This is a genomic window from Microcoleus sp. S1D4 (assembly GCF_036700765.1).
GTDB lineage: Bacteria > Cyanobacteriota > Cyanobacteriia > Cyanobacteriales > Microcoleaceae > Microcoleus.
Window position 1 is genome coordinate 140,022 of record NZ_JAUBPP010000014.1, and the last position, 26,623, is coordinate 166,644.

Below are 26,623 nucleotides of genomic sequence, written 5' to 3' on the forward strand. Positions count from 1 at the left end.
AAATCCACAGTTATTGATTCTCTTTATTTTTATATTAATTTATACGAATAATCGCATTTGAGCTTCGGGCTTTGGGAGGAAAGGCGGCTGTATCTCAGTTACTATAAATGAGTCATGCTGTATTTATTTTAATAGTTATGTCGATCGACCGTTTGCCAGATTCTAGATTAACAGATTCCGCGACTGCTGCTATCAAGAGAGTTACCCTCGTGACTATGTTCCGGCTGGGTTTGTTTCAGATGGGGCTGGGTATGATGTCGATTTTGACGCTGGGGGTGCTCAATCGCGTGATGATTAAGGAGTTGGCGATTCCGGCTACTGTGGTGGCGGGTACTCTGGCGATGCACCAGTTTGTCGCCCCGGCTAGGGTGTGGTTCGGGCAAATGTCTGATGCTAAGCCTTTGTTCGGGCATCACCGCACGGGTTATGTGTGGCTGGGAGGGCTGTTGTTTGTAATTTCGGCTTTTTTGGCGGTGCAGGTGATGTGGTGCTTGGGCGACAGTTTGGAGGCTGTGGGATGGACGACTCCTACTTACGGTTGGGTGGGTTTGTTGGGTTTGGTTTTTGCAATTTACGGTATCGCGATTTGTTCGAGTTCGACTCCTTTTACTGCTTTGTTGGTGGATGTTTCGGATGAGGAAGACCGATCGAAGTTGATTGGTGTTGTGTGGTCGATGCTGATGGTTGGTATCATTATCGGGGCGATTGTCAGCAGCGGTTTGCTGAAGCAAATTGATGGGGATGTGCCTCGGGAAGTGTTGCAGGCTTCGATTAACGGTTTGTTTGTGAAAGTGCCGGCAGTTGTTTTGCTGTTGGTGGCGGTTGCAACTTTTGGGGTTGAGAAAAAGTATTCGCGGTACGGGGTGCGATCGATCTCAGTTAATCGAGAAGATAAAATTACTCTGGGAAGTGCGCTGCGGATTTTGACTGCTAGCCGTCAAACCGGTTTATTTTTTACTTTCCTGCTGATTATGACAATTTGCTTGTTTATGCAGGATGCGGTTTTGGAACCTTACGGCGGGGAAATTTTTAAGATGCCGATTTCGGAAACTACGCGGTTGAATGCTATTTACGGTACTGGCGTGCTGTTTGGTTTGAGTGCCACTGGTTTTTTAATTGTGCCGCGCATTGGCAAGCAAAATACGATTAGGTTGGGTTGTTTGTCGGTGGCTGCTTGTTTTTGTTTGATTATTTTATCGGGATTTACTGGTAATCCAATTGTGTTTAAGTCGGCTTTAATGTGCTTCGGATTAGCTTCAGGAATTACGACGACTGGTGCGCTAAGTTTGATGTTGGATTTGACTGCTGCGGAAACGGCGGGGACTTTTATTGGCGCTTGGGGTTTGTCGCAGGCGATGGCGCGGGGTGTGGCGACTGTTAGCGGCGGTGCTATTTTGGATTTTGGCAGGAGTTTGTTTGGGGTGCCGATGTTGGCTTACGGGTTAGTATTTGCTGTACCGGCGGTGGGTATGATTCTGGCTGTTTGGCTGTTGGGTAGGGTGGATGTGCGGGAGTTTCAGGATAATGCTAAAAGTGCGATCGCCACTATTCTTGAAAATGAACTAGACTGATATTTTGTCAGTTGGCAGTTGGCAGTTGCCCGTTGCCCGTTGTTAGTTTCAATAACTAATAACTAATAACCAATAACCAACAACAAATAACCAATAACCAATAACCAATGACTAACAACAAATAACCAATAATCAATAACCAATGACTAATTTTTGGGACTCTATTTTAACTTTTTCTCAAACTACTGTCAAGACAATTGGACAGCAGTTTTTGAAAGATTTCGGTTGCGTACAAGCCGATGAGAAGGATGATGGCACTTTGGTTACGCAGTCTGACAATTGGGCGGATGCGGAAATTAGAAGTGCGATCGCAATTGCGTTTCCCAGCCACGGGATTTTGAGCGAAGAAGGAGAACACGTTTTGCCCGATACTGAATGGTGTTGGGTTGTAGATCCCTTGGATGCTACGACTAATTTTGCTCGCGGAATTCCAATTTGGGGGATTTCTTTAGGCTTATTGTATCGCGGAACTCCAGTTTTTGGCTGCGTGCATTTGCCGCCGCTGAATCAAACTTTTCACGGTTTTTATGCAGAGGATTTGGCGGGCAATGATGTATTGACAAATATGCCTCAAGGTGCGTTTTTAAACGATCGCCCAATTCGCCCTAGTCCTGATAAAATGAGCGGAAATCATATTTTTAATTTGTGTTCCCGGAGTGTGGGAATCGGGCCTAATCTTCCGAGTAAAATTCGGATGTTGGGGATGGCTAGTTACAATTTTTTGATGGTGGCTTCGGGTGCCGCTATGGGAGGCGTGGAAGCGACTCCGAAAATTTGGGATATTGCCGGGAGTTGGGTAATTGTGAAGGCTGCGGGTGCGGTTTGGTTGCCGCTGGAGTCCCAGGCGATTTTTCCGTTGGAAGTGGGGAAAAATTACGGGAGGGTTTCTTATCCGACTTTGGTAATGAACCGGCAGGAGTTAGTGTCGGTATTTTTGCCGTTTGTGGAAGCTTGGAAGAAAAAGAAAATGGGCTGATATTAATGTAGCCTCGAACCTGTTTTATCGTCGTGCAGGGATGACCCAATCGGACAATTTTAAATAAAACTGCATGGCAGGTGTGACGGAGGAGTCTCCCACGCCTGCCGTGCGGTTTGTAACAAGTATAACCGACCGATGACCGATGGTTAAATTATGCTTGCTCTTGTGCATTTCTGCCAATGTGCGATCGGGTGGTTTTCTTTAGGTCGATCGGGTGATGCGGTAGTGGTAAAATTTGTGGTAATCTTTTTGCGAGTTCAGGGATTCGTCAGACGGATGATTTTCTAAGTGCGATGCTAAAGCACGGCTGCTGGTTTTTGCTAGCGCTGCTTCTTCAGTTGTCAGTAATACAGGTGCTGAGTTTGGATTTCCGGTGAATGTCATGTTAATTTTGGGGTGAGAATCACCAGCAATCAACTATAGCCTTTATCAGAAAGATGAGGTACTATCCGGCATTGGGCATTGGGCATAGGGCATACCTCACTTTTTTGATAACCGCTATATAATTGTAGCAATTTGAGGACGCGATTTGCGATCGGGATAGCCCATATGCACGTACTTTATACAGCAAGTAAAATAACAAATATTAGGATTGGGACACAACATTGTTGTGTCCCTACCGCCAAATCAATTTATCGCCTTATGCGATTAATTTAGACAGGATATTCGACAATTTAGCACCGAGATTTTCCACAGATTCCTGCTGTTGGGCATCTTTCATCGTACCGTCATCATTAAACGCTTCAAAAGCTTTGGGAATTGCTTTCTGATCCGGGAGGACAAACACGCTAATATTCCCCAGGATAGAGCGCAAATGAACCAATCCCCGCAAACCGCCAAGTCCGCCAGGGGAAGCACTCATAATTACCGCTACTTTGCCAGTAAATGCCACTAATCCCGGTTCGCCGGGAGCTGGGCGCGATACCCAGTCGATCGCATTTTTCAACACAGGCGTAACCGAACTGTTATACTCAGGGGAAGCTATCAAAAACCCGTGATGCGCTATCATCAATTCCTTCAACTTCCGGGCATTTTCTGGCATTCCCTCTTTTGCTTCCAAATCTTCATCAAATATCGGCATCGGCAAATCGCGCAAATCTACATAGGTAACTTCTGCACCCGCCGCCCTAGCACCAGCCGCAGCAACTTTTACCAGCAGTTTGTTGTAGGATGCTTCGCGGGTACTTCCGGCAAATGCCAGTATTTTTGGTCTGTTTGTCATTGATTTTTAGGGATAATTGCTTCCGAGTAAAATTTTACTATTCTTGGTGCTGCCAAACAAAGTCAGCAATGGATTTTTCTGCCGACAAAGTAGAATTTTCACTGGAATTGAATACAACGGATCGCGTTTTTACCTTCCCGACTCCCAAACGCCTCTCGACGCGGCTGGGAATGCCGTAACCGTAAATAATATGCCCTTTTCCCGCCAACACTACAACTTGATAGTCGGGGTTAGCTTTGACAAATTTAGCTATACTTTCGGCCATAGTTTCATCCCACAAAACTTGGGCTTGCAAAAATCTTTCAAAAGCCGTACTATTTCCCTGTGCTGCCTTTTGGTGTTGCTGGTAAACTTCTAGCAGCATTTGCCGGTATTCGGCGTTGTCGGTGCGAATTTCCGAAATCGGCGGAATGTGCTTTTTTTCCTCGGCTGTCAGGCTTTCTAAACCTTGACTGGCAACTTTTCTCGTTACTTCGGACGGTGTATTTAAGGCGAGGACTGGTAGTTGATTTAATGCGGCAAACCGCAAAATGGGGGCGTAAGATTCCCAGGGAAAACGCCATCTGCGATCGTACTCTGTTTGCTCGACTAATTGCTCTTCAGTCAGTTTACCTGCTAAGTAGTTGTCGATCGCACTTTGGAACGGACGCTGAAACATTTCAAGGGCGATCGCAATTTTACGATTTTGCCGCTGCATTTCTCGAATAATTTTCAGTTGAGCTTGGTGGTCTGCCTCGCTATCGTGGGTTTCTCCGAGATACACAATTTTCGCCTTCACCAACTGTTGCAGAATCTCTTGGTTAGTATAAGTTTGCTGGGGTTGAGGCTTCACAGTCGGTTCTGCTGTCGCTATTACATTGCTACACAGCAGGAAAATGCTCAGCGATAAAACACACAGTTTGATGAGTTTGGTTGTTTTCATAAAAATATTATGCCTGTTTCTCGCAGCAGCAACCACAGCCGAACTCTAGGATTTTACCTGGGCATCCACAAAGCTCAATGCTTCATTTAACTTCACAATTTTCCGCAATTATCTACGCCCCTAGAGGGTTGTCTTCCCTCTTCCATATTCCATATTCCATATTCCATATTCCCTCTTCCATATTCCCTCTTCCCTCTTCCATATTCCTTCTTCCTTCTTCCCTCTTTTGTAAAGTTTAGTTGCAGGTGCTTGCGCTTCTTGAAAAAGGTGGTAAATTAAAAATATGAAGCGAACAAAAAGCTTCTCTGACAGATACCACATCCAGATACCACAGCGAAGTTCACAATAGAATCTAAGGAGTAAAACGCTGTTTAATCTCACATCTGTCTCATTAAAAACCAATAGCAGCACCCACCAACAAAGCTGATACTTCCTCAACTAATTAGAAGGGAGAAATGCAAGTTAATCCGAGGATTATTGCAGCTCCGAATCAAAGTTGAAAAAGAGGAAATCACTCGGTATATATGGCTGGGTGCTGTTGTTGTTAAAGTTGTTAAAACAGAATTATCGACACTTACTGAAAAATTGTCTCGTCTTCCTTTCGCCACGCGGGATCGACGATACAAATAAATATTAGCGGCTCTGTGCCGCAGTTGTAAATAAACTGCTTGGCGTTGGGCGGAATGTAAACTGCATCTCCGGCTTCCACCAATTGAGTCTCATCATCGATGTGCATTTCCCCAACGCCGCTGAGGATGTAGTAAACTTCAGAAGTTGTCAGGGAGTGCAGCGCCGAAGTTTGTCCCGCTGGCAAAGTGGCGCGGGCTAAACTGTAACGCAAATCCACAGCTTGTTTGTCTGGATGCAGCAATTCTCGCAGTTGAGTACCGTCGCCAGCAATAAACTCGTCACAGTCATTGAGCTTTTGAATTAGCATTCTTTCCACACTCCTGAAAATCTCTTGAGCACAACTTAAGTTTAATTGAAAGAGCGAGGAATATTAAGAAATGTTTAAAAAGGCGGTCGATTTTTTAACCGTAAGTTCCCGAATGCGATCGATAATCAGGACAGTCGATCGCATCTTCAGATAAAGCTATTGTAGGCTGAACGGGACACTTGAGGTGGTAGTCGCCGGTAAAAAATACGCAGTTAGCGCAAGGGATTTGGTGCATCCGCCCAGCTCGGTGCACAGAGTCGGCGACAGCGCGCCCGACACTCGAACACAGCAAAAAAACTAAAGCCCAAGCGGAGACAAAACACAGCGGAACTAAAATAGGTCGTATTGCCTGAAGCAAAAAATAAAGCATAGCCAGAAAATTTAGCGGTACAAGGCGGGCTATAGATTACCGTAATGGAATTGGCGGGCGATCAACCAAAAAGTTTAGAATCATTTACAGTGCGATCGATAAACCGGGCAATTATGGGATGATAGAGAACCGTCGTTAAATAAAATTAGAGGAAATCAGTTATGTCACTGCGATTAGGCGATACAGTTCCCAACTTTACCCAAGCCTCGTCTAAAGGGGAAATCAATTTCTACGACTGGGCCGGCGATAGTTGGGTGGTGTTGTTTTCACACCCGAAAGACTATACCCCAGTGTGCACCACCGAACTCGGTGCAGTCGCCCGTCTCAAGTCGGAATTTGACAAACGTGGCGTGAAAACCATCGCCCTCAGCGTCGATGATGTGGATTCTCACATGGGTTGGATCAAAGATATTGAGGAAACTCAAAATGTCACCCTCAATTATCCGATTTTAGCAGATGGCGATCGTAAAGTTTCCGACATTTACGACATGATCCATCCCAACTCCCTCAACAACTTAACAATTCGCACCGTTTTTGTAATTGACCCAGAAAAGAAACTGCGTTTGAGCATTACCTATCCGGCGAGCACCGGCCGGAATTTTGGTGAAATTCTGCGAGTAATTGACTCCTTGCAACTTACGGACAAATACAGCGTTGCGACTCCAGTTGATTGGAAAGACGGCGACGACTGCGTAATTATACCTTCGATTACCGACCCTGCTGAGTTAGCAGAAAAATTCCCTAAAGGTTACACACCAGTCAAACCTTATTTGCGGATGACTCCTCAACCGAATAAATAAGTTTGATTTACAAACAAGTTTGTAGTTAAGGCTTTAGTCCTCAATCCTGAATTTTGAGGACTAAAGTACACACTACAAACACAGAAATCAACATTTTTATTTAATGATTTAGATTTCAGGAAAACCAAAATGCTGTCATCAAAAATCCTGTTGCGAATACCGCCCAAATTGCAAATGACAGACGAAGATTTTTTCGAGTTCTGTCAAATCAATAGTGAATTACGCATTGAACGCAACAAATCGGGAGAATTGCTAATTATGCCCCCTACTGGTTCGGAAACGGGAAACCGCAGCGGTAGCGTCTTTGGAGAGTTGTATATTTGGGCCGGCCAAGATGGAACCGGTATTTGTTTTGACTCCAGTACGGGATTTAAGCTTTCAATGGGTGACAAGTCTCCCGATGCTGCTTGGATTAAACTGGAAAGATGGAATGCTTTGTCACCAGAACAAAAGCAAAAATTTGCTCCTATTTGCCCGGATTTTGTAGTAGAACTCAGGTCTGCTTCAGACAATCTCAAGCCGCTGCAAGAAAAAATGCAAGAATACATGAAAGAACCAGGAGTGCAGTTGGGCTGGTTAATAGACCGCAAAAATCGCCGAGTTTACATTTACCGTCCCGATTTGCCAGAAGAATGTTTGGAGAATCCGGCTACAGTCAGCGGCGACCCCGTTTTGCCCGGATTTGTACTCAATATGAGCAAAATTTGGTAAGCTTAGCACAGGAGAAACCCACCTAAAAACTCAATTATGCTGTCATCAAAAATCCTGTTGCGAATACCGCCCAAATTGCAAATGACAGACGAAGATTTTTTCGAGTTCTGTCAAATCAATAGTGAATTACGCATTGAACGCAACAAATCGGGAGAATTGCTAATTATGCCCCCTACGGGTTCGGAAACGGGAAACCGAGAAGGCAACATATTTGGGCCTCTGTGGGTTTGGTCAGAACAAGATGGTACAGGTTTAGCGTTTACTTCCAGTACAGGATTTACTTTATCAACTAATGCAGAAAAGTCTCCCGATGCTGCTTGGATTAAACTGGAACGGTGGAATGCTTTGTCACCAGAACAAAAGCAAAAATTTGCCCCGATTTGCCCGGATTTTGTAGTAGAACTCAGGTCTGCTTCAGACAATCTCAAGCCATTGCAAGAAAAAATGCAAGAATATATGAGAGAACCAGGAGTGCAGTTGGGCTGGTTAATTGACCGCAAAAATCGCCGAGTTTATATTTACCGTCCTGGTTTGCCAGAGGAATGTTTGGAGAATCCGGCTACAGTTAGCGGCGACCCCGTTTTGCCCGGATTTTTACTCAATATGAGTAAGATTTGGTAAAACTGCTAGCAATAAATATCAACTTATTGTAAAAATTAATCATAGGATGCAAACACGCAAAAAATATGGATATTAAAAACGGCTTTGTAGGCACAATCGGTAACACACCACTAATTCGGTTAAACAGCTTCAGCGATGAAACAGGTTGCGAAATTCTGGGCAAAGCAGAGTTTCTCAATCCCGGCGGTTCTGTTAAAGACCGGGCTGCTTTATACATCATCAAAGATGCAGAAGAAAAAGGCTTGCTAAAACCTGGCGGCACCGTTGTTGAAGGCACTGCCGGCAATACTGGCATCGGTTTGGCGCACATTTGCAACGCCAAAGGTTACAAATGTTTGATTGTGATTCCCGATAACCAATCTCAAGAAAAAATCGATGCTTTAAAAACCTTGGGCGCTGAAGTTCGGACTGTTCCCGCTGTTCCTTATAAAGACCCGAATAATTATGTCAAATTGTCGGGAAGATTGGCTGCGGAAATGGACAATTCAGTCTGGGCAAATCAGTTTGATAATTTAGCCAATCGCCGAGCTCATTACGAGACAACTGGCCCGGAAATTTGGGAACAAACAAACGGAAAAATTGATGCTTGGGTAGCCGCAACGGGTACGGGCGGGACTTTTGCTGGGGTGGGAATGTTTTTGAAATCAAAAAATCCCGCGATTAAAGCTGTTTTGGCAGACCCGATGGGCAGCGGGCTTTACAGTTATTTTAAAACTGGGGAAATTAAGACTGAAGGTAGTTCGATTACTGAGGGTATTGGTACCAGTCGCATCACTGGGAATATGGAGAATGCGCCGGTAGATGATGCTATTCAAATTGATGATGCTGAAGCTGTCCGCGTGATTTACCAATTGTTGAGACAAGAAGGGCTGTTTATGGGCGGTTCTGTGGGGATTAATGTGGGGGCGGCGGTGGCTTTGGCGAAGCAAATGGGGCCGGGACATAGGATTGTTACGGTACTCTGCGACGGCGGGGCGAGGTATCAGTCGCGTTTGTTCGACAGAGAATGGTTGGCGGCAAAAAATCTGTCGCCAGACTAATCGTTTGATGCGCGCGCCGCTGCGGTTCTAGAGGCATGATGGCTCAAAAAAACTGGTTTTTTGCAGAGTCTGCGGGGCTGACGGGAGTTTTGTGGAAAAAAAATCGGTTTCTGACTGCTGGCGAGTTCAAAACTGATTAATCATCAAGTAGGCAGCGCGCAACCTAATTTTCCAAAAATTGTCACAATAGATGTTATATGGCCGCACCTATTCCCATGATAAAAAAAATAGCATATATGTAGTCGAATGTCAAGTAAAAAAACATGAAAATCACAGAATCTTCTAGGCGAGTTCTTGTTTGCCAAAACCGCACTTGTCGCAAGCAAGGTGCAGCAAAAGTACGAGCAGCATTTGAGAAATTGTCCCCCTCAGAAGTTGAAGTTGTTGCTAGCAGTTGTTTGGGGCAGTGCGGCAACGGGCCGATGGTGTTGGTGCTGCCCGAAGAGGTTTGGTACAGTGGGGTTTGTGCTGAGGAAGTTGCGGCAATTACCGATCGACATTTGCGGGGAGGAAAGCCGGTAGAGGCGATGCTTTACCGCAAGTTTCACGGGCTTTCTCAGCAGCCATAACCCGGTGTTTGAGCAATTGCTATCTATTAATTAAAAACAATAAAATTGGTTCGATCGTTCGGACTTGAGTCCTTGATAAATGCTGACTAAAGTCCGAACGATCGAACTTGGGGACTAGATATAGCGGTTATCAAGCGTGGTGAGGTATGCCCCATGCCCTATGCCGCATAGTACCTCATCTTTATGAAAAAGGCTATATCTGAGTGCTAGTTTTGCATTGTCAAGCTTTTTTGCCATGTACTTGAATGCGTTTGTCGTTTTTTTGTTTCTTCACCCAAGAGAGAAATTTCTGGAATTGGGGGTCATTTTTGAGCTTTTCTAGGGTGTTGAGCTCTTGGGCGAGGTGTTTGTTGTCGAACAGAGAGTGAATCTGGCGGTGACAAGCGGAGCAAATGTCGATCGTCGGGCTGGGATCTTCGTTTTTCCGCTTGGTGTTTTGTTTGGGGATGAGGTGGTGGGCGGTTAATGCTGCCATTTGTCGATCGCACAATTCGCACTGCATAATTTTCTCAATGCTGTTTGATAGGCAATTGCTTCTTTTAATTTAGCGTAGTTTAGGGCGATCGGCTTTCAGAAAGTGAGTAAAGGTCGATCGCACTTTGCAAACAATAAAAAACCCCCAACGGGGGGTCATATTAATTTCTAGTGGGGCAGGCCGAAAAGCCTGCCCGCTAAGTAGAAAAACCTACAGGTTCAAATCACGTACAACAGTACAAACAAAACAATCCAAATCACATCGACAAAATGCCAGTAAATCTCGGTAGCTTCGATGCCAAAATGGTGTTCGCTAGAATAATGACCTTCCACGCGCGATCGCCAAACTACCCCGGCCATCAGCAGCACTCCAAATGTAACGTGCAAGCCGTGAAAAGCAGTCAAAACGTAAAAGCAACTAGCGTACAAATTAGTTGTCAGGCCAAACTCTAAATGAGTGTATTCGTAAACCTGACCGCACAAAAACACTACGCCCATGAGGATAGTTGCAAGCAACCAATTCCTCATACCCGCTGCATCGTTCTTTTTGATTGCAGTATCGGCATTGTGAATCACAAAACTGCTAGCAATCAAAATTATCGTATTAATTCCCGGCAGCAATAACTCGCGATCGGGCGTACCTTCAGGCGGCCACACCGGGGCCATCGCTCGATAAATCAAATAGGCCGCAAACATACCCAAAAATATCATGCCTTCAGCGCCCAAGAACACAATTACCCCTAAGATTCGGTGGTCGGGATGCTCTTCGTGCCCTTCTATTTCGGCGCTGTGGTGGTAATTGAGAGCTGTTTTTTCTGGATCGATCGTTGGAATTTGTTGCATGATAAATTGCTAGTTGGTAATCAAGAAGTCAGTTGGCAGTTAGTTGTTGGCAGTTGGTTGTTGTCATCAGTAGGGGCGGTGCCCCTGTGCCCGCCCTTCTTACTTAGCAGTCATCAGTCATCGGTTAGTTGTTGGTTGTTAGTTGTTGGTTATAATAACTAATTAGCAATTCCCAATTCCCAATTCCCAATTCCCAATTCCCAATAACTAATGACTGATGACTAATTGTCATCTTGACTTTCATCCGCAGGAGAATCAGCTTTTATTTCTGATTCAGGAGCGACTAAAGTTGCAGTACCGCCAAAGAAAGTTGAAGCTTGAGCCTCTGCAATCGGAATACCTTCTTTCTTGGCGCTGCGGGTGGCATTTTCCCTCAACTTCAGCCTGAGACGCTCCCCAGTATGCTGAATTTTTTCCATGCCGTAATCGTAAGGCCCGGTTGCTAATACCGGCACTCCTTCAAAATTTTCGATCGGCGGTGGCGAAGTCGTCATCCATTCCAAACTCAAAGCTTGCCAAGGATTGTCACCTGCTTTCGGGCCATATCTCCAGCTCCAAATCACGTTAACAATAAACGGGATTGTAGAGACTGCCAGCATATAAGCGCCCACAGTACAAATGACATTAATCGTGGTAAATTTCGGGTCGTACATTGCCACCCGCCGGGGCATTCCTTGCATCCCCAAAGCGTGCATCGGCAAGAAAGTTACAGTGAAGCCCACATAAGTTAAAACAAAGTGAACTCTACCCCAAAATTCGTTAAGCATCCGCCCAGTCATTTTGGGGAACCAGTGGTAAAAAGCAGCGTAAATTCCAAACACTGAGCCGCCAAACAGCACGTAATGTAAGTGAGCGACGATAAAATAAGTATCGTGAACGTGAATGTCAAAAGGTACGGAAGCTACCATGATCCCGGTGATGCCGCCGAGGACGAATGTTGAGATAAAACCCATCCCAAATAGCATGGCGCTAACTAGGCGGAGTTTTCCTCCCCAAATAGTGGCCAACCAGCTAAATATTTTAATCCCAGTGGGCACGGCGATGATCATAGTTGTGATCATGAAAAACATCCGCAGCCAGCCAGGAGTGCCGCTGGTAAACATATGGTGCGCCCACACGATTAAGCCCAAAAAGCTGATCGCGAGACTGGAATAGGCGATCGCCAAATAACCAAAAATTGGCTTGCGCGAATGCACCGGCAAAACTTCTGAAATCACCCCGAAAAAGGGCATGATCATAATGTAAACTGCCGGGTGCGAATAAAACCAGAATAAATGCTGGTAGACAATGGGATCGCCGTTACCTGTCGGGTTAAAAAATGCCGTCCCCGCTAACAAGTCAAACGACAGCAAAATCAAAGCTGAAGCTAACACTGGAGTAGCAATTAAAGTCAGCGCTGCCGTCGCAATCATTGCCCAGCAAAACAAAGGCATTTCATTGAGACTCATGCTCGGAACCCGCATCGTGAAGATGGTAACGGCAAAATTCACAGCTCCCAAAATCGAAGAAGTTCCGAGAATCAAGACGCTGAGAATCCAAATTTCTTCTCCGGCTTGAGCAGTAACTAAGCTCAAAGGCGGATAGGAAGTCCAACCAGCCTGCGGAGCTCCCACCAAAAAACTGCTCAGCAGCAATACGCCGCCTACTGGAATTAACCAAAAGGCAACCGCATTCAGCCTAGGAAATGCCATGTCTTTTGCCCCAATCATTAAGGGGATCAAAAAGTTAGCAAATCCAGCTCCCGCTGGTACGATCCACAGGAAGATCATCACCGTGGCGTGAACGGTAAATAAACTGTTGTAGAGTTCGGGGGTGACAAAATCGCTATCGGGGGTGGCGAGTTCGGTTCGCACTATTGTCGCCATCACGCCGCCGATTAGATAGAAACAAAATGTTGTAACTAGGTATTGAATACCGATTACTTTGTGGTCGGTACTAAAACCGAAGTAATCTCGCCAATGTCTGTCGGCCGGCGCTGTGCCGCGAGCCTCAAGGTTGGCAGTTTCTTGGAACTGTGCTTGTGTCATAAGAACAATATAAAGGCTTCCTAGTTTGCCGTGAAAACTTCAATCTTAGTTTGTAGTAACTTTTTCAGTTTTTTCTACCCTTGGGAGCCGGACTAAAGTCCTTACTACGACAATTTTTGCAGTAAGGATTTTAGTCATTGCAATCTTGAGCCGGACTAAAGTCCTTACTACGAACCTTTTAGATGAAGGTACGGACTATTTTTAGTGATGGTTTGGGTGAAGTTTTTCTAGGGTTTCTGGATTAATTTTTATTTCCCTGACGTAGGGAGCTAAAAATTCTCCGTCTGACATTTCCCCAGGATTAATTGCTATTGCTTCCTCTAAGTTTTGAGTGCTAGCAATTTGCTGTTCCTTGACCCAATTATCGAAGTCTTCGGGGGTGTGAACGAATGCTAAAGCTTTCATCGCTCCGTGATAAGCGCCGCACAATTCTGCACAAACAATCCGGTATTCGCCGACTTTATTTGCTGTAAATCTCAGTTCGCTCGGCCTGCCGGGAATTGCATCTTGTTTGAGGCGAAATTCCGGCATCCAAAATGCGTGCAGCACGTCTTGAGCTGCAATATTTAGCTGCACGTCGCGGTTGGCTGGCATATGCAGTTCGCCGGAACTGACACCGCTTTCTGGATAGCTAAAAATCCAGGCGTACTGCAAACCCATGACGTTTACAATTAAGTCTGGTGCTTTATTTTCATTTTTTGGGGATGCGCCAACGCCAAGAGCAACGAGCTTTTGAGAGGGAATTTTAGGGGCGTTTTGGGGTGTATCTGACAGTGTGGCCGCGATCGCACTTCCGCGCATTTGAGATTGCGATTGCATGGTGCCGTGGTCATGATTGCCCATCGGATCGAGGCCTCCCATTGAGTTGTAAATCTCAAAACTGTAGACTCCGATTCCTAAAATTATCACCGCTGGCAAGGCTGTCCATAGAATTTCTAAAGGAAAGTTATCATGCCAAGGCGGGCCGTCTGTGTTGTCTCCTTTACGGCGGCGGTATTTAATTGCAGCAACGATCAGCAGTCCCTGAACCATGATAAATAGTCCGGTGGAAATGGTCATCATTGTGTTGAAGAGTCCGTCTACCTGGGAGGCCTCCTCAGAAGCGGCGATCGGCATTAAACCATGATTCTGCCCGTACCAGAGACTGATCAGAGTCACTCCGATACCGGCGAGCATGGTGATGATGGAACTTGGAATGTTCACGCTGATACCTTAGTAGTAGCGACACTTCTTCGCTTGAACAATTAGGGAAGCAACTCTGGGTTGTCAATTTTTAATTGTAAATTGACATTTTGAGTGCAATCCCTATCTTAATGCTTACTTAAGGCTTATACCATTTTTGATTGCTGATTTGATATTTTTGATGGGGAATGACTTATGCTCTAAGGGTTTGGAGCTAAGAGGAGCGGTAACATTTTTTTGTGAAACTGAGATGAGTTTTTTTTGGCGATCGCTCGTTCAAATTAATACGGTTTATGTCCCTTGACAAAACTTAGAAAATATGGTAAACAATTGGTATTTTTTGTTACTAAACTTGAGATTGTTTCTCAAACACCATTAAATGCTGCTGGGGTAACATATCTTTTGTCTCTTTCCATACTAAACCGACGGCGGCCATTTCTTTTTTTACCTGTTTTTGGGTCATTTTGTGCAAGCCTTTAATGGGAATCATTGGATTTTCGCCCCGATACTCGATCGATACCGCGCGCCCTCCCGGCTTGAGTGCTTTGACAATTCCTTCCATCATTTCTCTGGGATATGCAAACTCGTGATAAGCATCCACCATCACAACTAAATCCACGCTATTTTCCGGCAAATTCGGATTGTCAAGACTGCCCAAAACTGGCTCAACATTAGTAATATTTTTTTCTTTTTTGTTCAACTCAAGAAAATTAATCATTTCCGGCTGCACGTCAACGGCGAAAACCTTTCCTTCGGGAACTAGGGCAGCGATGCGAAAGCTAAAATACCCGGTTCCGGCTCCAATGTCTGCTACAATATCAGTTGGTTTTAAATCGAGATTGTTGACTAATCGAGCGGATTTTTCTTCCATGCCGCGAGATGGTCTTTCCAGCCAACCAGCGCCTTCATATCCCATGACTTGGGCAATTTCTCGACCCATGTAAAATTTGCCTATACCGTCGGGATTGTGGACGGTTCGCTGCTGATAAATGGTGTCGCTGCCGACAATTTTATTTGCTTGTGCTGCGGTGCAAGCAGTCTGGGAGAACAGGCAAATAATTGTCAGGATTATTACTGTTAATGGTTTAATCAACTGTGCGGCTTTTTTCACGACGATATTTCGGATTTTGTGTTTGAATATTGGCTCGTTGTTTCTCGTTCCCTGGCTCTGCCTGGGAACGCAGATCCAGAGGCTCTGCCTCGGCAAGAGCGAAAATATTTCACTATTTAATTGACAGCGGATTCTAATAATTTGATTGTACCAGAATTTGCATCGATTTCGACTTCTTTGCCGATCGGCAAAGTGAACTTATCCCGAATGTGTCCTGTCATGGAACCGTACCACGCGGGAATATTCAAGGGGCGAATCAGATCCGTCAACACTTGATCTAAGGTTAAGGACTCTTGCGGTTTTTCAGCTTCGCACTTGGTACACTGTCCGAAAATAAAACCGGATATTTTATCTAGAATGCCCGCTAATTTAAGCTGCGTTAACATTCGATCGATTCGATAAACTTCTTCGCCCACTTCCTCGACAAACAAAATACTATTTTCCCATTCCGGCAAATAAGTAGAGCCTACCATTGCTGCAATTACTGATAAATTGCCGCCGATTAGTTTTCCCCTAGCTGTGCCGCGCCGGATAACTTGAACTTGCACGCTTTGGGAGTTTTGCATGGTGACAGCACCTCCGTCAAACAAAACTTTTTTGACGTAATTTACTGTAAAGGGACTCCAACTTGAGACACCTAAAGGGCCGTGAAAAGTAACTATATTAGTTTTAGCATGAATCGCTAATAAAAGTGCTGTAATATCGCTGAATCCCATAATTATTTTGGGATTGTTGCGGATAATGTTGTAATCTAGGAGCGGCAAAATTCGGTTGCAGCCCCAGCCGCCCATCCCGGTAAAAATAGCTTGCACTGAGTTATCGGCAAAGGCGCTGTTGACATCGGCGGCGCGATCGGCATCCTTCCCTGCTAAATAGCCGTAGCGATCGTAAAAATGCTTTCCCAGTTTAACTTTTAAACCCAGGTTATCCAATACTTTAAAAAAATCCTGGATTTCTTTTTCGTAACTGAAAGCGGCAGGATTGATTAAAGCAACTGTATCACCGACTTGCAGGCGGGGAGGCTTAATAATTGTTTGGGGTAAAATGTTGTTTTGGGCGATAGGCAAAAGTATCGTGCCAATAGCAGTCAACCCAAAAGTTTTGAGCAGATAGCGGCGGGGGAGAGTCATAAATGTTATACCATTTTTCAATTAAGTGAAATTTTAGATACTTCGGCTTCGCTCAGTACGAGTTTTAAATTTTATATTTGAGGAATTGTTAATTAATTGGTGAATACTTGACTCGCTTGAGAACGGCTATAGATAACTTCTGCTATAGCGGTTCGATCGCGTTGTGAGGTATGCCTTATGCCCTATGCCCGGTTTGGCCTATGCCGCACAGTACCTCCTATGAGAGCTTGAAAGGCTATATAATTGTATATTGAAATTGCTGCCAGCCCAGTTAAAAATTGCCAGTTTAACATGAAAACAGACACTAACATCTCAGCTAAAAAATCCTGGGCTAAAGCTTTAGCCACTCCGGCTGCGGAGTTTCCGCTGACTCAGCTATCGGTTAAAAGCGGTAAAATTCCCGACGGATTGCGCGGCAGTCTCTATCGCAACGGGCCCGGACGTTTGGAACGCGGCGGCATGACTGCGGGACACTGGTTTGATGGCGACGGTGCAATTTTGGCAGTACATTTTACTGATGTAGGTGCTACTGCTGTTTATCGCTACGTGCAAACAGCGGGATATTTAGCTGAAGAAAAAGCTAATAGATTTATCTATACTAATTATGGCATGACAGCACCGGGGCCTGCGTGGTTGCGGTGGACTAAATCTGTTAAAAATGCTGCCAATACTTCAGTTTTAGCTTTGCCCGATCGCCTTTTGGCATTATGGGAAGGTGGCCCGCCTCACAGCCTAGATTTGCAAACTCTGGAAACTAAAGGAATCGACAATTTAGGCAATTTAGATAGTAAATTTTCTTATTCAGCTCACTGCAAGCGCGACCCGATTACTGGCAATATTTTTAACTTTGGAATTACCAGCAGTGCGAGTCCCAAGTTGAATTTGTATAAAAGCGATTGTACGGGCAAAATCGTGCAAAAAGCAACTATTCCTTTAAAGGGGATTTCTCTCGTACACGATTTTGTTTTGGCGGGAAAGTATCTAATATTTTTTGTGCCGCCGATGCGACTCAATGTTTTGCCAGTGTTAGCTGGAATTAGTAGTTATGGCGACTCGTTTGACTGGAAACCGGAGTTAAAAACGCAGATATTAGTTATTGATTCGGAAACTCTGTCTTTGGTTAGTTGTGGCGAAACTGATGCTTGGTTTCAGTGGCACTTTGCTAACGGTTTTGTCAAGGAAGATGGTTCGGTGGCGGTAGATTTTGTGCGTTTCGCTGACTTTCAAACTAATCAGCGACTGAAAGAAGTACCGACAGGTGAAACTCGCACTGACGCGGAAGGTTCTCTGTGGCGGGTATGTTTAAATCCTGAAACTGCCGAGGTGATAGCAGCCGAACAATTGCTGGATCAAGCTTGCGAGTTTCCGGTTGTACCTGCTTACGAAATTGGTCAAGACTCGCGGTATATTTATCTGGCAATATATCGGTCTGATGTTGATATTGTAGCGGAACGTTACGGGGCGATCGCCCGTTTGGACACACAAACCCGAAATCTCACAATTGCCGATTGCGGCGAAAATCGCTATCCCACAGAACCCATCTACGTTCCAGATATTTCCTCGGAGAAAGGTTGGATTTTGACAGTTGTTTATGATGGGAATTCTGATAGCAGCGAAGTCTGGATATTTGACAGCGACGGACTAAACAGCGCTCCTATTTGTCAGCTAGAATTGCCCGGTGTCATACCTTTGAGCTTTCACGGTACTTGGAAATCCGCCTGATGAGAAAATTGTAAAGAAGTGTTGCGGAAGATTTATTAAAAATTGTTGCCACTTTTCTGTCAAGTTGTTAAGGTGTGTGTAGAAGCGAAAAACTCATATCTAGGAGGTATGTGATTGATGCTCTATATTGCTCAAAAATCCCCGGCGAATATAATTCGCGGCTGCACAAACAAAGTCCGCCTGCGCTGACTAACCAAACAGGGGAATTAAGCCAACCAAATTCGGTAAGATTTCTTACCTTGTTTTACAATCTCAAGTTTATCTGCTTGAGTAAGGTATAGCAGCCAGATTTCTGGCAAATTTCTGGCAAATTTCTGGCAAATTTCTGGCAAATTTCTAGCAAATTTCTGCCAACCAAAAGTTTAGAGGACTTATGCAAAAACTCTGTTTGTACGGTTCGCCCACAAGCACCTTACAGCAATACCACATCGAAGGATTTTTTGCATAAGTCACAGTTTAGTTGAGTTTAAATCGCGCGCGTGTTGGCGATTCAAAAGTTTTGAATTAACTCCACAAAATTCATAACTCGCAACTTGTAACTCCGCGCGCGGCGATCACTTCAAATCCAGAGGGTTTAATGTATGCAACTTCAAGGAAAAACAGCTCTAGTGACAGGAGCTTCGCGCGGAATTGGGCGATCGATCGCTCTGGAATTAGCGCGACAAGGAATCAAGCGCTTGGTAATAGTAGCGCGCAACCGCCGGCAATTAATTGAACTGGCAGAGGAAATCGATGTTTTTGGTACAGAAATAGTGCCGTTAGCTTTGGATTTAACTCAGTCAGTAGCGGTGAATATTGCGATCGCCCAAGCTTGGCGCGATTGCGGCCCAATTCACCTGCTAGTCAACTGTGCGGGCGTAGCGCACCAAGCATCATTCTTGCGTGCCCCGCTACCGTTAATCGAGGAAGAAATCGCCTTAAATTTGCTCGGAACCTACACAATTACCCGCTTAATAGCGAAGCGAATGGCGGCGCAAAAAGAGGGAACAATTGTCAATGTTTCGAGCTTGATGGGCAAAATTGCGGCTCCGACAATGGCGACGTATTCTGCTACAAAATTTGCAATTTTGGGATTCACCCAAGCCTTGCGTAGCGAGTTAACTCAGTACAATGTTCGAGTCACAGCTTTATTGCCATCTCTCACAGATACCGACATGGTGCGAGATTTGGAACAATTCCGGTGGGTAGTGCCCACAACTCCCGAAAAAGTTGCCCTAGCGCTTGTGGCGGGATTGCACAAAGATGCGCCGGAAATCTTGGTGGGATACCAAAGTCATCTAGCAGTTTTGTGTCACCGAATTGCCCCTTGGCTGCTAGATTTTGTGTTGCGGATGGCAACTCCCAAACTTCGCAATGGGGCGCGGGACGATCGCAAATTGCGCGAGGCTTAGGCTAACGGGCGATCGACTAATATGATGTCTAGTCGATTACCGTAACAAAAACGGTTTGTAGTGCGGACGACCGTCCGCACTACAAACCTGTCAATTTACAACCAATTGCCAACTAAAATATATGTCGCCCAAATATTCGCCGGCTCATATCTTTCCAACAGAGACTTTTGTGCAAAATGCAGCGCTTTTGCCCTAGTCATTCCGGGTTTCGACAGTTCCTCATAAAACCGTAACATCAGTTCCGTATTTGGTGCATCCTGCGCTTCCCACAAAGTTGATAAAGTGCTGCGCGCCCCCGCACGCACCGCTATTCCCGCAAGTCCTAAAACTGCTCTATTATCTCCCGATGCAGTTTGACAAGCACTCAAAACAAGCAATTCAATATTAGTTTGCTGCTGCGGAGTTTCGGTTTCGATTAAATTAGCGATATCTTGACCTTTCAGGAGTTTTTGGTAAGCCACAATATAGGTTTCATCTGGGTCTGAACTGAATTCGCCGTGAGTTTTTAGGTGTATTGCTGAAAAGTTGCCTGTTTGGAGCTTATTTTGAATATTGGCTTTGGTGAAATTCGCCTCAAGCAGGGGTTGACTGGCGGGAACTTTTTGGCTAATTCCTTCTAATTCTTCCTTTAATTTTTGGATTGTTTCAAACTGTTTGCCGTCAATGTTTTGTGATTGACCGATGCCGCCGACGAAGACTTTGAGTTTTTGTTGTAGCGGTTGAGGTGCAAAAAGTGTGAGTTGCGGGGAAATGGCGATCGCATATTTATCTTGTACTAAATATTGCTCGGTTTTTTCATCGTAAAGCACCGCCATCGGGATGTTCCGCAAATCGCCATCGAGGACAAATACTAATGTTTCAATTTGAGGATTTTTGTCGAGTTCGGGTTTCAGCGGTGCGATCAACCATTGGTACACTTTTTTGGCATCCGCTATTACTTCAGGATTATTGCCCGGTGTTTGCAAATTCTTGCGGAGTTGTTGCAGGGTAGTTTCTACTTTTTTTCGGGCTACAGGAGTTTCACGATATGTCAGGGGCTTTCCTGCTACTTGAAAAATTAGTGCTATTTTGTCTTCTAAGATAATTGGATAAATTAGTGTAGCTTCAGGATCGGGTATTTGATTGATGGCAACGGTAGGAGATAAACTGCACCGCAAAAAGTTTTCAATTTCCGCTAGTTGAAGTGCGTCAATCTGTTGGATTGCTTGTTCTAAATTTGCTTGATTTGGTTGAGTGTTTCCCTCAGTTGTCACGAGTAAATCTACGAGTTGGCGGTAAACTGGTTCGGCATTATCTCGGAAGGAAAACTGCACGTCGGGATTGACGGCAATTAAATCTTTGCGTAAAGATTGGAGGGTTTGAACTGATGCTTGATAAGCTGCGATCGCACTTTTTTTGTCTCCCTTACTTTTCACCGTCAATCTGCCTAATTGCCACTGCCATCGATAGGCAATATCCGCCGCCTGAATTGACTGTGCAATGCCTAAAGCTTCCGTGGTTAATTGTTTGGCATCGGATAATTGTCCGGTGATTTCGTACAATTCGCCGAGACTGCCTTTGGCGTAGGATTCTGCTCGCAAATCGCCTAATTTTGTAGCATCTTTTGCTGCGGATGCCAATAGTTTCGCAACATAAATTAATTCTGGGTTTCCTAGGGTTTGACTTTTGGCTGCGACAGCACAGTGTTGGACTGCAGGCGACAAAGGTAGTAAGATTTTCTCGATGTGCGATCGCTCCATTGTTTGCACTTTCAAACAAGTCAGGCTTTCGGCAAAGTCGATGCGGGCATAGATGGATTCAGTGGTGACGGGCAAATTGTCAACTTTTGACTGGATTTCTTGCCACAAATTGCTGATATCTGAGTATGGTTGAGTTTCCACAAGCAGGCTCAGTTTACTTAATTTAGCTTGCAATTGTTCGGTTTGGGCAGCAAGGGCGATCGCCCTTTCGTAAAATTCCAAAGCTTGGGCATAATTAACCTTAGCATCCTTGCGGATATCTTCTTGCCGTTTGGCGATCGCTCGCTGGAGATTTCCCAAACTGAGATAAGCGGCGCTGATAGCTTCATTTAACTGCAAATTTTGGGCAATTTCTAAACTGCGGTTTAACATGATTGCGGAAGTTTTCAAAGCACCCGTGACGCGCAGTACATCGCCTAAAGTTCTCAATCCCGATGCGCTGAGTTCCGTGTCTGCCAAGTTTTCAACTGTCGCTTTTTCTGTCGGAGATAGTTGATTGTCGATCAAGCTTTGGCAGTTGAAATTACCAATTTCTAAAACAGGGAGCAAACTATTGCAAGCTTGGCGGTAAAGTCCGGCTGATTGGAGATTTTGGGCGGCGGTGAGTTGGCTGTTGGTTTGAGGAAATCTGGCAATTTGAGCTAAAATAGGGATTTGGAAACAAGATATAAATGTTGTTATTGCTGCTATTATTAACCAGGTTTTCCACTTTTTGAGATTCATTGGTGTTGGTGTAATTTAGGAATTAAGAAAAATCTAACTGTTACCTCACATTTTTGAGAAAGGGTATAATCGTCCTTCTGGTTAGAAAACTCCTTCTGGGATTATCCCCTCAGCAATCGAAGTAAAAGCATCGTCTGATAGCTGATCATTAATTCAATGTTTAGCTGAATTTAACAGCTTGGCCAAAACATTTCGCGTTATCTGCTGAGCCCCGGTATTTATAACCGAATCCCGCAACTGCGGCGCGTTGAAATCGTCCAATCCCCAAACCCACTGCATTGAACCGGTAGCGAATACTTTTGCCCCGGAATCTGCTGTATAAATCGTCATGTCAGCATAGCGGGTACCCCCGCCGTGAGGGTATGGAGAATGGGCGACGCGAACTATATTTTTCGGGGCATTGCCAAACATTCGATCGACTTCGTAGCCCAACAGTCCAGACAATTTGTCACCATTTTTTAAGGATGTTTTGTCTAGCAGCCAATCGGGGACAGTTTCATCAATTACAATATCAGAATTAACCTGAAATGTTTCGTACATAACTCCGATTAAAGCATCTTCGGGACGACCGACAGCGCTGTCTCGCCAGCGGCTAGTCACCAAGGAATAGAGTGCCGGCGATTGATTGGAAGTAGCTATTGGGCCGCGTCCCGGTTGCCCAATTCCTAACTTTAATTCTCCCGCAGTGGCTATTTCTAAAGGTAAATCAACTCCGCCAACTTCTGCTCTAAATCCGTTGAGCGGATCTAAATCTGCCATTTCTTTATAAGCAACAACAGTGCGGTTAATCTCTCCAGTAATTCTGCTCGGTTCTAAGCGAATTTGCCAATAGCAAGTATTAGAACCAAAAAAACCGACACTTACTCCATTATTTCTGGCGGCTTCTATATTTGACCGCATATTCTTTGACCAATATTCGTCGTGACCTACGGACAAAAATACTTTGTGAGATAATAGCAATTCGGAATTAAAATGCGTGTCGATGTTAGTAGCATAGCTAACGTCGTAGCCTTCTTTTTCCAGCCACCTGACCATATTATATTCCCAACCAGCGCTCGAAGTTCTCCTTTTTGGCTGAAAGTTGGTCAGAAATTCCCCCGCACCTACGCCATAAGCTGCTTTGCGGTTGGGACTCATGGCGTAGGGCCGATTAAACGAAACTTTGTAGGCTTGTTTGGCTTGACTGTTCCAGCGGTAAAGCGATTTGTAGCCCCAATTGTTGTAGGCTTGAAATGTGGTAACGCTGGATTGAAATAAAATGGCGGATTTGCGATCGTCATCCCGCACGACAAAGATAATATAACTTTGCTTGGACGTTCGGCTGGCGGTTAGTTTGGCTAAATAAATGCCGCTTGTCCAGTCATTCGGGCGATCGCCAATTTGTAAAATATACGGGTCTTTCCAATCGCATTCTATCAGTCCCGATGCTTCATCTTCTCTCGGCGGAGGCTGCCTGATTCCCTTCCGCAAAATTGGGTCAGTCATCCGGCGGCCGCCTAGTCCGTCATACCATCCGGTGCGGAATATTTCTATGGTATAATTAGGCTCTTTAGTATTGACAAATAATTTAATTTCGCCGCCCAGATTGACGCTAGTCAGAGAGGCATAACCTTCAATTTCTCGCTTGTTTGCAGGATTTTCTAACTGCCAGTCAGCAGTGCCTGGTTTTTGGTTTTCTCTGGCTGTGGGATTAACGGCTAGCGTACTTTTTTTTAGATTTAAATAGTCTTGAGAATGTGCTGCGCTGTTATAAAAAAAAGGAGCGATCAAGCCGAGTGAGAAAGCTTTCAGAAACTCTCGACGGCGCAATTTCCACAATAGTTTAACGGTCACTGGTTTAAATCTCTGAATTTCAGGTGATAGATTTTACAGTTTGGTTTGGGTGTAGCAGGCGTTACATTAATTGAGATTAACTAAGAAGACATCATACCTCGGATAGATTGTGTGTGAAAACATTTGGTCAGCAGATTTAAGATTTAAGATTTTAGATTTACTAGCATGATTGAATCTGGAAGCTTGAACTTCCGCCTACAAATTGGGGTTCACCATTAAGCGAGTAAATGACACGATATGGGTTTTTGGGCGTGTCAAAGGCGATCCGATCGGGGGATATATCTTAGTATTTCTTCACATAGCCTGATTTGGGTCTATGATTATGCCTTATGGCGTCCTTGTGTTTAAAGCCCGTTATCGCGTATCGCTGATGAGTCAATCAACCAATCCACCACAATCCCAACCAATTTCTCGAAGAACCGCCCTCAAAATCCTCGGAGTCGGTGCCACCGGCGGGCTGCTGGGCTACTCTCGATTTTCCAAGCCAGAACCCGCCGTTTTTGGTCAAGATTCTCTTGACTTACCGCGAATGCTGAATAACCGCAAAACCGTAGCAGTTGTCGGAGGCGGCTTAGCCGGGCTCGCCTGCGCTTACGAACTGTGTCAGCGAGGTTTCGCGGTGACGCTACTAGAAAAATCGCCCCAACTCGGAGGCAAAATAGCTAGTTGGCCGATACAAGTCGGGAACGAAACTTTTATGATGGAACACGGTTTCCACGGTTTTTTTCCGCAATACTACAACCTCAAAAGTGTAGTTGAAGAATTAGAAATTACCGATAATTTTGTATCTTTAGAATCCTACGCCGTCCTGTTTAGAGACGGTAAATACAAACCAGAAGTTTTCCGTCCCAACCATTCAGCTTTCCCCTGGAATATAGTTGACCTGGCGATATCTTCTCCCAACCGTCTCAAGTGGGGAATCAACCTGACAAAACCCGCTCACTGGGAAGTGTTTCGAGAAATTGGCGGCTTTCAAACGCAAAAAACTTTTGATCGCCTCGACAATATATCAGTTGCTGATTGGGTAAAAGGTGAATTTCCGCGCGGACTTTACGACTTGTATTTTTTGCCTTTTGCCAAATCCAGCCTCAACGCTCCCGACAAATTGAGCGTCGGAGAATTAATGCAATTTTTCCACTTTTACTTTTTCGGAAATCCCGAAGGTTTGGCCTTCAACGGCACGCGGCAAGATATGGGTACAAGTTTGGTACAGCCTATTGCCAGAGCAATTGAAAGCAAAGGCGGCAAAGTATTAACAGATGTCGCAGTTAGCAATATTCACTGGGAAAACGGCAGGATTGATTCTCTGAGTTATCAGTCGGGAGACGTGCAAAGTAAAGTGCCTTTTTGGGTAAAACGAAACGCCTTGTTAACTGACAGTAACTCTACAGAATATTTCGGCGCGGGAGACAGCGTATTTGCCAGCACCCCTGGAGGAAAAGAAGCAATTTCTCTAAGCTGCACTCACCAAGGCTGCACTGTTCAGAAACAAAACGACGGTCAATTTCACTGTCCCTGTCACGGAGCAGTTTTTGATGCTGAGGGACGAGTTGTGAGCGGGCCTGCTCAGCGGGATTTACCCAGATTTAAGGTCGTCGATAAAAAAGCAGATGAGGTACAGTTGGCAGCAGCAGTAAACAAATCACAACCGCAAAAATTGGGAGAAACATTGCAGGCTGATTACTATGTTTTTGCTGCCGATGTTCCTGGGATGCAGCATTTGTTTAGTTTAGCTAGCGGTGAGGTAAATCAGCAGGTGCAGAGCCGAATCGAGGGCTTGAAAATAGCCGATCCGTTTGCGGTGGGCCGTTTTTGGTTCGATCGCGAATTTCCGTGGGAACACAGCAATTTTAGTTCGCTTTCCGGCTACAAACTGACTGACAGCATCACACTTTACCACAAAATTCAAGATCAATTCATCGAGTGGCATCAGAAAACTGGCGGTAGCGTAGTGGAACTGCACGCTTACTGTTACAAGGAGAAAGAATTTCCCAACCAGGAAGTTTTGCTCGCTACTTTTGAGCAAGAATTGTATGAAATTGTGCCGGAATTAAAAACAGCAAATATGCTGCACCGGGAACTGGTAAATCAAAAGAATTTCTCCGGTTATCCGCCCGGTAGTTATGCGGAACGGCCAGACACTAGCTGCGCTGTACCCAATCTTTTGTTTGCCGGAGATTGGGTAAAAATGCCGTTTCCTTGCGGTTTAATGGAAAGGGCTGTGAGCAGCGGTTTATTGGCAGCTAATGCGATATTATATGAGGAAGGTTTGCAGAGGCGATCGCTCTTGACGGTTAATCCAGAAGGCGTGCTGAAAATCTAAGGTTTGCAGCGGGGCGGATTTTAGATAGTGTCTGCAGGGACAAAAACGGGTTTGTAGTGAGGACTTTATTCCGCATCCATAGAAGGACTAAAGTCCTCACTACGAACCTTAATAAAATGGGTTCGTACTGTGGAATTTAGTCGCAAAATATATCTTGCTATTCGTACCCCTGTGGTGGGTTGGGATCGGTGCAATTTACTATACCACCTCGCGCCAAGATGAGGATAAACCCGATCGCCCGATATGCAGTCCTGCACAACTAAGCTGCGGCTTTTTTGGCGCTACTTTTAGCTCTTTTAGGAGGATTAGGAGCGATCGCCTTTCTGACTTGGTTAGCAATCTTAGTAGAAATTCAGATGAATTACGGTTTGTAGGTGTGGTTT

The 26,623-nt window shown here is 45.0% G+C and carries 23 protein-coding genes; 10 read left to right on the forward strand and 13 right to left on the reverse strand.

Translation table 11 applies throughout. From position 1 onward, the window contains the following. Positions 1–137: 137 nt before the first annotated feature. Positions 138–1,571, forward strand: coding sequence for a BCD family MFS transporter (locus QT998_RS16350; protein WP_333090085.1), 1,434 nt, complete (start codon positions 138–140; stop codon positions 1,569–1,571). A 142-nt stretch (positions 1,572–1,713) separates the two neighbouring features. Further along, positions 1,714–2,547 carry an inositol monophosphatase family protein gene (locus QT998_RS16355; protein ID WP_333090012.1) on the forward strand — a complete coding sequence of 278 codons (834 nt, stop codon included), beginning with the start codon at positions 1,714–1,716 and terminating at the stop codon, positions 2,545–2,547. A 204-nt stretch (positions 2,548–2,751) separates the two neighbouring features. On the opposite strand, the gene QT998_RS16360 is transcribed toward QT998_RS16355, so the two are convergent. From QT998_RS16360 to QT998_RS16380, 5 genes are all read right to left on the reverse strand, one after another. Then, entirely contained in the window at positions 2,752–2,934 is a 183-nt protein-coding gene (locus QT998_RS16360; protein ID WP_333090015.1) for a hypothetical protein, read from the reverse strand. Positions 2,935–3,190: 256 nt separating this feature from the next. Next, entirely contained in the window at positions 3,191–3,772 is a 582-nt protein-coding gene (locus tag QT998_RS16365) for an NADPH-dependent FMN reductase (protein WP_333090016.1), read from the reverse strand. A 37-nt stretch (positions 3,773–3,809) separates the two neighbouring features. Continuing rightward, positions 3,810–4,694: a ChaN family lipoprotein gene (locus tag QT998_RS16370; RefSeq protein ID WP_333090018.1), complete on the reverse strand. Its 885-nt coding sequence runs from the start codon at positions 4,692–4,694 to the stop codon at positions 3,810–3,812. Positions 4,695–5,268: 574 nt separating this feature from the next. Next, positions 5,269–5,631: a cupin domain-containing protein gene (locus tag QT998_RS16375; RefSeq protein ID WP_333090021.1), complete on the reverse strand. Its 363-nt coding sequence runs from the start codon at positions 5,629–5,631 to the stop codon at positions 5,269–5,271. A 94-nt stretch (positions 5,632–5,725) separates the two neighbouring features. Beyond that, the gene (locus QT998_RS16380) at positions 5,726–6,001 is read right to left on the reverse strand and encodes a hypothetical protein (protein ID WP_194069534.1); all 276 of its coding nucleotides are present in this window, start codon (positions 5,999–6,001) and stop codon (positions 5,726–5,728) included. Between the two features lie 161 nt (positions 6,002–6,162). Between QT998_RS16380 and QT998_RS16385 the strand changes: the two genes are divergently transcribed. The 5 genes from QT998_RS16385 to QT998_RS16405 all read left to right on the forward strand — a co-directional run bounded on the left by QT998_RS16385 (position 6,163) and on the right by QT998_RS16405 (position 9,742). Next, the gene (locus QT998_RS16385) at positions 6,163–6,801 is read left to right on the forward strand and encodes a peroxiredoxin (protein ID WP_333090025.1); all 639 of its coding nucleotides are present in this window, start codon (positions 6,163–6,165) and stop codon (positions 6,799–6,801) included. 129 nt (positions 6,802–6,930) lie between these two features. After that, complete coding sequence (locus tag QT998_RS16390) at positions 6,931–7,512, forward strand: Uma2 family endonuclease (protein WP_333115185.1); 582 nt, start codon at positions 6,931–6,933, stop codon at positions 7,510–7,512. Positions 7,513–7,548: 36 nt separating this feature from the next. Beyond that, positions 7,549–8,133, forward strand: coding sequence for a Uma2 family endonuclease (locus tag QT998_RS16395; RefSeq protein WP_333115184.1), 585 nt, complete (start codon positions 7,549–7,551; stop codon positions 8,131–8,133). A 65-nt stretch (positions 8,134–8,198) separates the two neighbouring features. Beyond that, positions 8,199–9,173, forward strand: coding sequence for a cysteine synthase A (locus QT998_RS16400; protein ID WP_333115183.1), 975 nt, complete (start codon positions 8,199–8,201; stop codon positions 9,171–9,173). A 263-nt stretch (positions 9,174–9,436) separates the two neighbouring features. Continuing rightward, the gene (locus QT998_RS16405) at positions 9,437–9,742 is read left to right on the forward strand and encodes a (2Fe-2S) ferredoxin domain-containing protein (protein ID WP_333090030.1); all 306 of its coding nucleotides are present in this window, start codon (positions 9,437–9,439) and stop codon (positions 9,740–9,742) included. A gap of 220 nt (positions 9,743–9,962) precedes the next feature. Here the strand turns inward: QT998_RS16405 and QT998_RS16410 are convergent, their stop codons facing one another. The 6 genes from QT998_RS16410 to QT998_RS16435 form a co-directional block, all read right to left on the reverse strand. Then, positions 9,963–10,244, reverse strand: a complete 282-nt coding sequence (locus QT998_RS16410; protein ID WP_333090032.1) for an HNH endonuclease — start codon at positions 10,242–10,244, stop codon at positions 9,963–9,965. Between the two features lie 191 nt (positions 10,245–10,435). Further along, positions 10,436–11,059, reverse strand: a complete 624-nt coding sequence (locus QT998_RS16415; protein WP_333090033.1) for a cytochrome c oxidase subunit 3 — start codon at positions 11,057–11,059, stop codon at positions 10,436–10,438. A gap of 221 nt (positions 11,060–11,280) precedes the next feature. Further along, a complete protein-coding gene (ctaD, locus tag QT998_RS16420; protein WP_333090035.1) occupies positions 11,281–13,086 on the reverse strand; it encodes a cytochrome c oxidase subunit I in 1,806 nt (601 codons plus the stop codon). Positions 13,087–13,287: 201 nt separating this feature from the next. Then, positions 13,288–14,289 carry a cytochrome c oxidase subunit II gene (locus QT998_RS16425; RefSeq protein WP_194068229.1) on the reverse strand — a complete coding sequence of 334 codons (1,002 nt, stop codon included), beginning with the start codon at positions 14,287–14,289 and terminating at the stop codon, positions 13,288–13,290. A gap of 325 nt (positions 14,290–14,614) precedes the next feature. Next, entirely contained in the window at positions 14,615–15,379 is a 765-nt protein-coding gene (locus QT998_RS16430; protein ID WP_194068228.1) for a class I SAM-dependent methyltransferase, read from the reverse strand. A gap of 116 nt (positions 15,380–15,495) precedes the next feature. After that, entirely contained in the window at positions 15,496–16,509 is a 1,014-nt protein-coding gene (locus QT998_RS16435; protein WP_333090037.1) for a S66 peptidase family protein, read from the reverse strand. 291 nt (positions 16,510–16,800) lie between these two features. Between QT998_RS16435 and QT998_RS16440 the strand changes: the two genes are divergently transcribed. Both QT998_RS16440 and QT998_RS16445 read left to right on the forward strand, forming a co-directional pair. Beyond that, entirely contained in the window at positions 16,801–18,231 is a 1,431-nt protein-coding gene (locus tag QT998_RS16440) for a carotenoid oxygenase family protein (RefSeq protein ID WP_333090039.1), read from the forward strand. A gap of 581 nt (positions 18,232–18,812) precedes the next feature. Beyond that, positions 18,813–19,622: an SDR family NAD(P)-dependent oxidoreductase gene (locus QT998_RS16445; RefSeq protein ID WP_194068224.1), complete on the forward strand. Its 810-nt coding sequence runs from the start codon at positions 18,813–18,815 to the stop codon at positions 19,620–19,622. Between the two features lie 95 nt (positions 19,623–19,717). On the opposite strand, the gene QT998_RS16450 is transcribed toward QT998_RS16445, so the two are convergent. Together QT998_RS16450 and QT998_RS16455 are read right to left on the reverse strand one after the other, a co-directional pair. Beyond that, positions 19,718–22,084, reverse strand: a complete 2,367-nt coding sequence (locus tag QT998_RS16450; protein WP_333115181.1) for a CHAT domain-containing protein — start codon at positions 22,082–22,084, stop codon at positions 19,718–19,720. 153 nt (positions 22,085–22,237) lie between these two features. After that, positions 22,238–23,917 (reverse strand): N,N-dimethylformamidase beta subunit family domain-containing protein, encoded by a 1,680-nt coding sequence (locus QT998_RS16455; RefSeq protein ID WP_333115179.1) that lies wholly within the window; start codon positions 23,915–23,917, stop codon positions 22,238–22,240. Positions 23,918–24,287: 370 nt separating this feature from the next. Here QT998_RS16455 and QT998_RS16460 point away from each other — a divergent pair, with 370 nt between their 5' ends. Continuing rightward, the gene (locus QT998_RS16460) at positions 24,288–26,240 is read left to right on the forward strand and encodes an FAD-dependent oxidoreductase (protein WP_333115177.1); all 1,953 of its coding nucleotides are present in this window, start codon (positions 24,288–24,290) and stop codon (positions 26,238–26,240) included. Positions 26,241–26,623 lie beyond the last annotated feature (383 nt).

Coding starts and splice junctions, on each gene's coding strand:
- QT998_RS16350 (WP_333090085.1), top strand. CDS start 138: ATGTCGATCGACCGTTTGCCAGATTCTAGATTAACAGATTCCGCGACT.
- QT998_RS16355 (WP_333090012.1), top strand. CDS start 1,714: ATGACTAATTTTTGGGACTCTATTTTAACTTTTTCTCAAACTACTGTC.
- QT998_RS16360 (WP_333090015.1), bottom strand. CDS start 2,934: ATGACATTCACCGGAAATCCAAACTCAGCACCTGTATTACTGACAACT.
- QT998_RS16365 (WP_333090016.1), bottom strand. CDS start 3,772: ATGACAAACAGACCAAAAATACTGGCATTTGCCGGAAGTACCCGCGAA.
- QT998_RS16370 (WP_333090018.1), bottom strand. CDS start 4,694: ATGAAAACAACCAAACTCATCAAACTGTGTGTTTTATCGCTGAGCATT.
- QT998_RS16375 (WP_333090021.1), bottom strand. CDS start 5,631: ATGCTAATTCAAAAGCTCAATGACTGTGACGAGTTTATTGCTGGCGAC.
- QT998_RS16380 (WP_194069534.1), bottom strand. CDS start 6,001: ATGCTTTATTTTTTGCTTCAGGCAATACGACCTATTTTAGTTCCGCTG.
- QT998_RS16385 (WP_333090025.1), top strand. CDS start 6,163: ATGTCACTGCGATTAGGCGATACAGTTCCCAACTTTACCCAAGCCTCG.
- QT998_RS16390 (WP_333115185.1), top strand. CDS start 6,931: ATGCTGTCATCAAAAATCCTGTTGCGAATACCGCCCAAATTGCAAATG.
- QT998_RS16395 (WP_333115184.1), top strand. CDS start 7,549: ATGCTGTCATCAAAAATCCTGTTGCGAATACCGCCCAAATTGCAAATG.
- QT998_RS16400 (WP_333115183.1), top strand. CDS start 8,199: ATGGATATTAAAAACGGCTTTGTAGGCACAATCGGTAACACACCACTA.
- QT998_RS16405 (WP_333090030.1), top strand. CDS start 9,437: ATGAAAATCACAGAATCTTCTAGGCGAGTTCTTGTTTGCCAAAACCGC.
- QT998_RS16410 (WP_333090032.1), bottom strand. CDS start 10,244: ATGCAGTGCGAATTGTGCGATCGACAAATGGCAGCATTAACCGCCCAC.
- QT998_RS16415 (WP_333090033.1), bottom strand. CDS start 11,059: ATGCAACAAATTCCAACGATCGATCCAGAAAAAACAGCTCTCAATTAC.
- ctaD (WP_333090035.1), bottom strand. CDS start 13,086: ATGACACAAGCACAGTTCCAAGAAACTGCCAACCTTGAGGCTCGCGGC.
- QT998_RS16435 (WP_333090037.1), bottom strand. CDS start 16,509: ATGACTCTCCCCCGCCGCTATCTGCTCAAAACTTTTGGGTTGACTGCT.
- QT998_RS16440 (WP_333090039.1), top strand. CDS start 16,801: ATGAAAACAGACACTAACATCTCAGCTAAAAAATCCTGGGCTAAAGCT.
- QT998_RS16445 (WP_194068224.1), top strand. CDS start 18,813: ATGCAACTTCAAGGAAAAACAGCTCTAGTGACAGGAGCTTCGCGCGGA.
- QT998_RS16450 (WP_333115181.1), bottom strand. CDS start 22,084: ATGAATCTCAAAAAGTGGAAAACCTGGTTAATAATAGCAGCAATAACA.
- QT998_RS16460 (WP_333115177.1), top strand. CDS start 24,288: ATGAGTCAATCAACCAATCCACCACAATCCCAACCAATTTCTCGAAGA.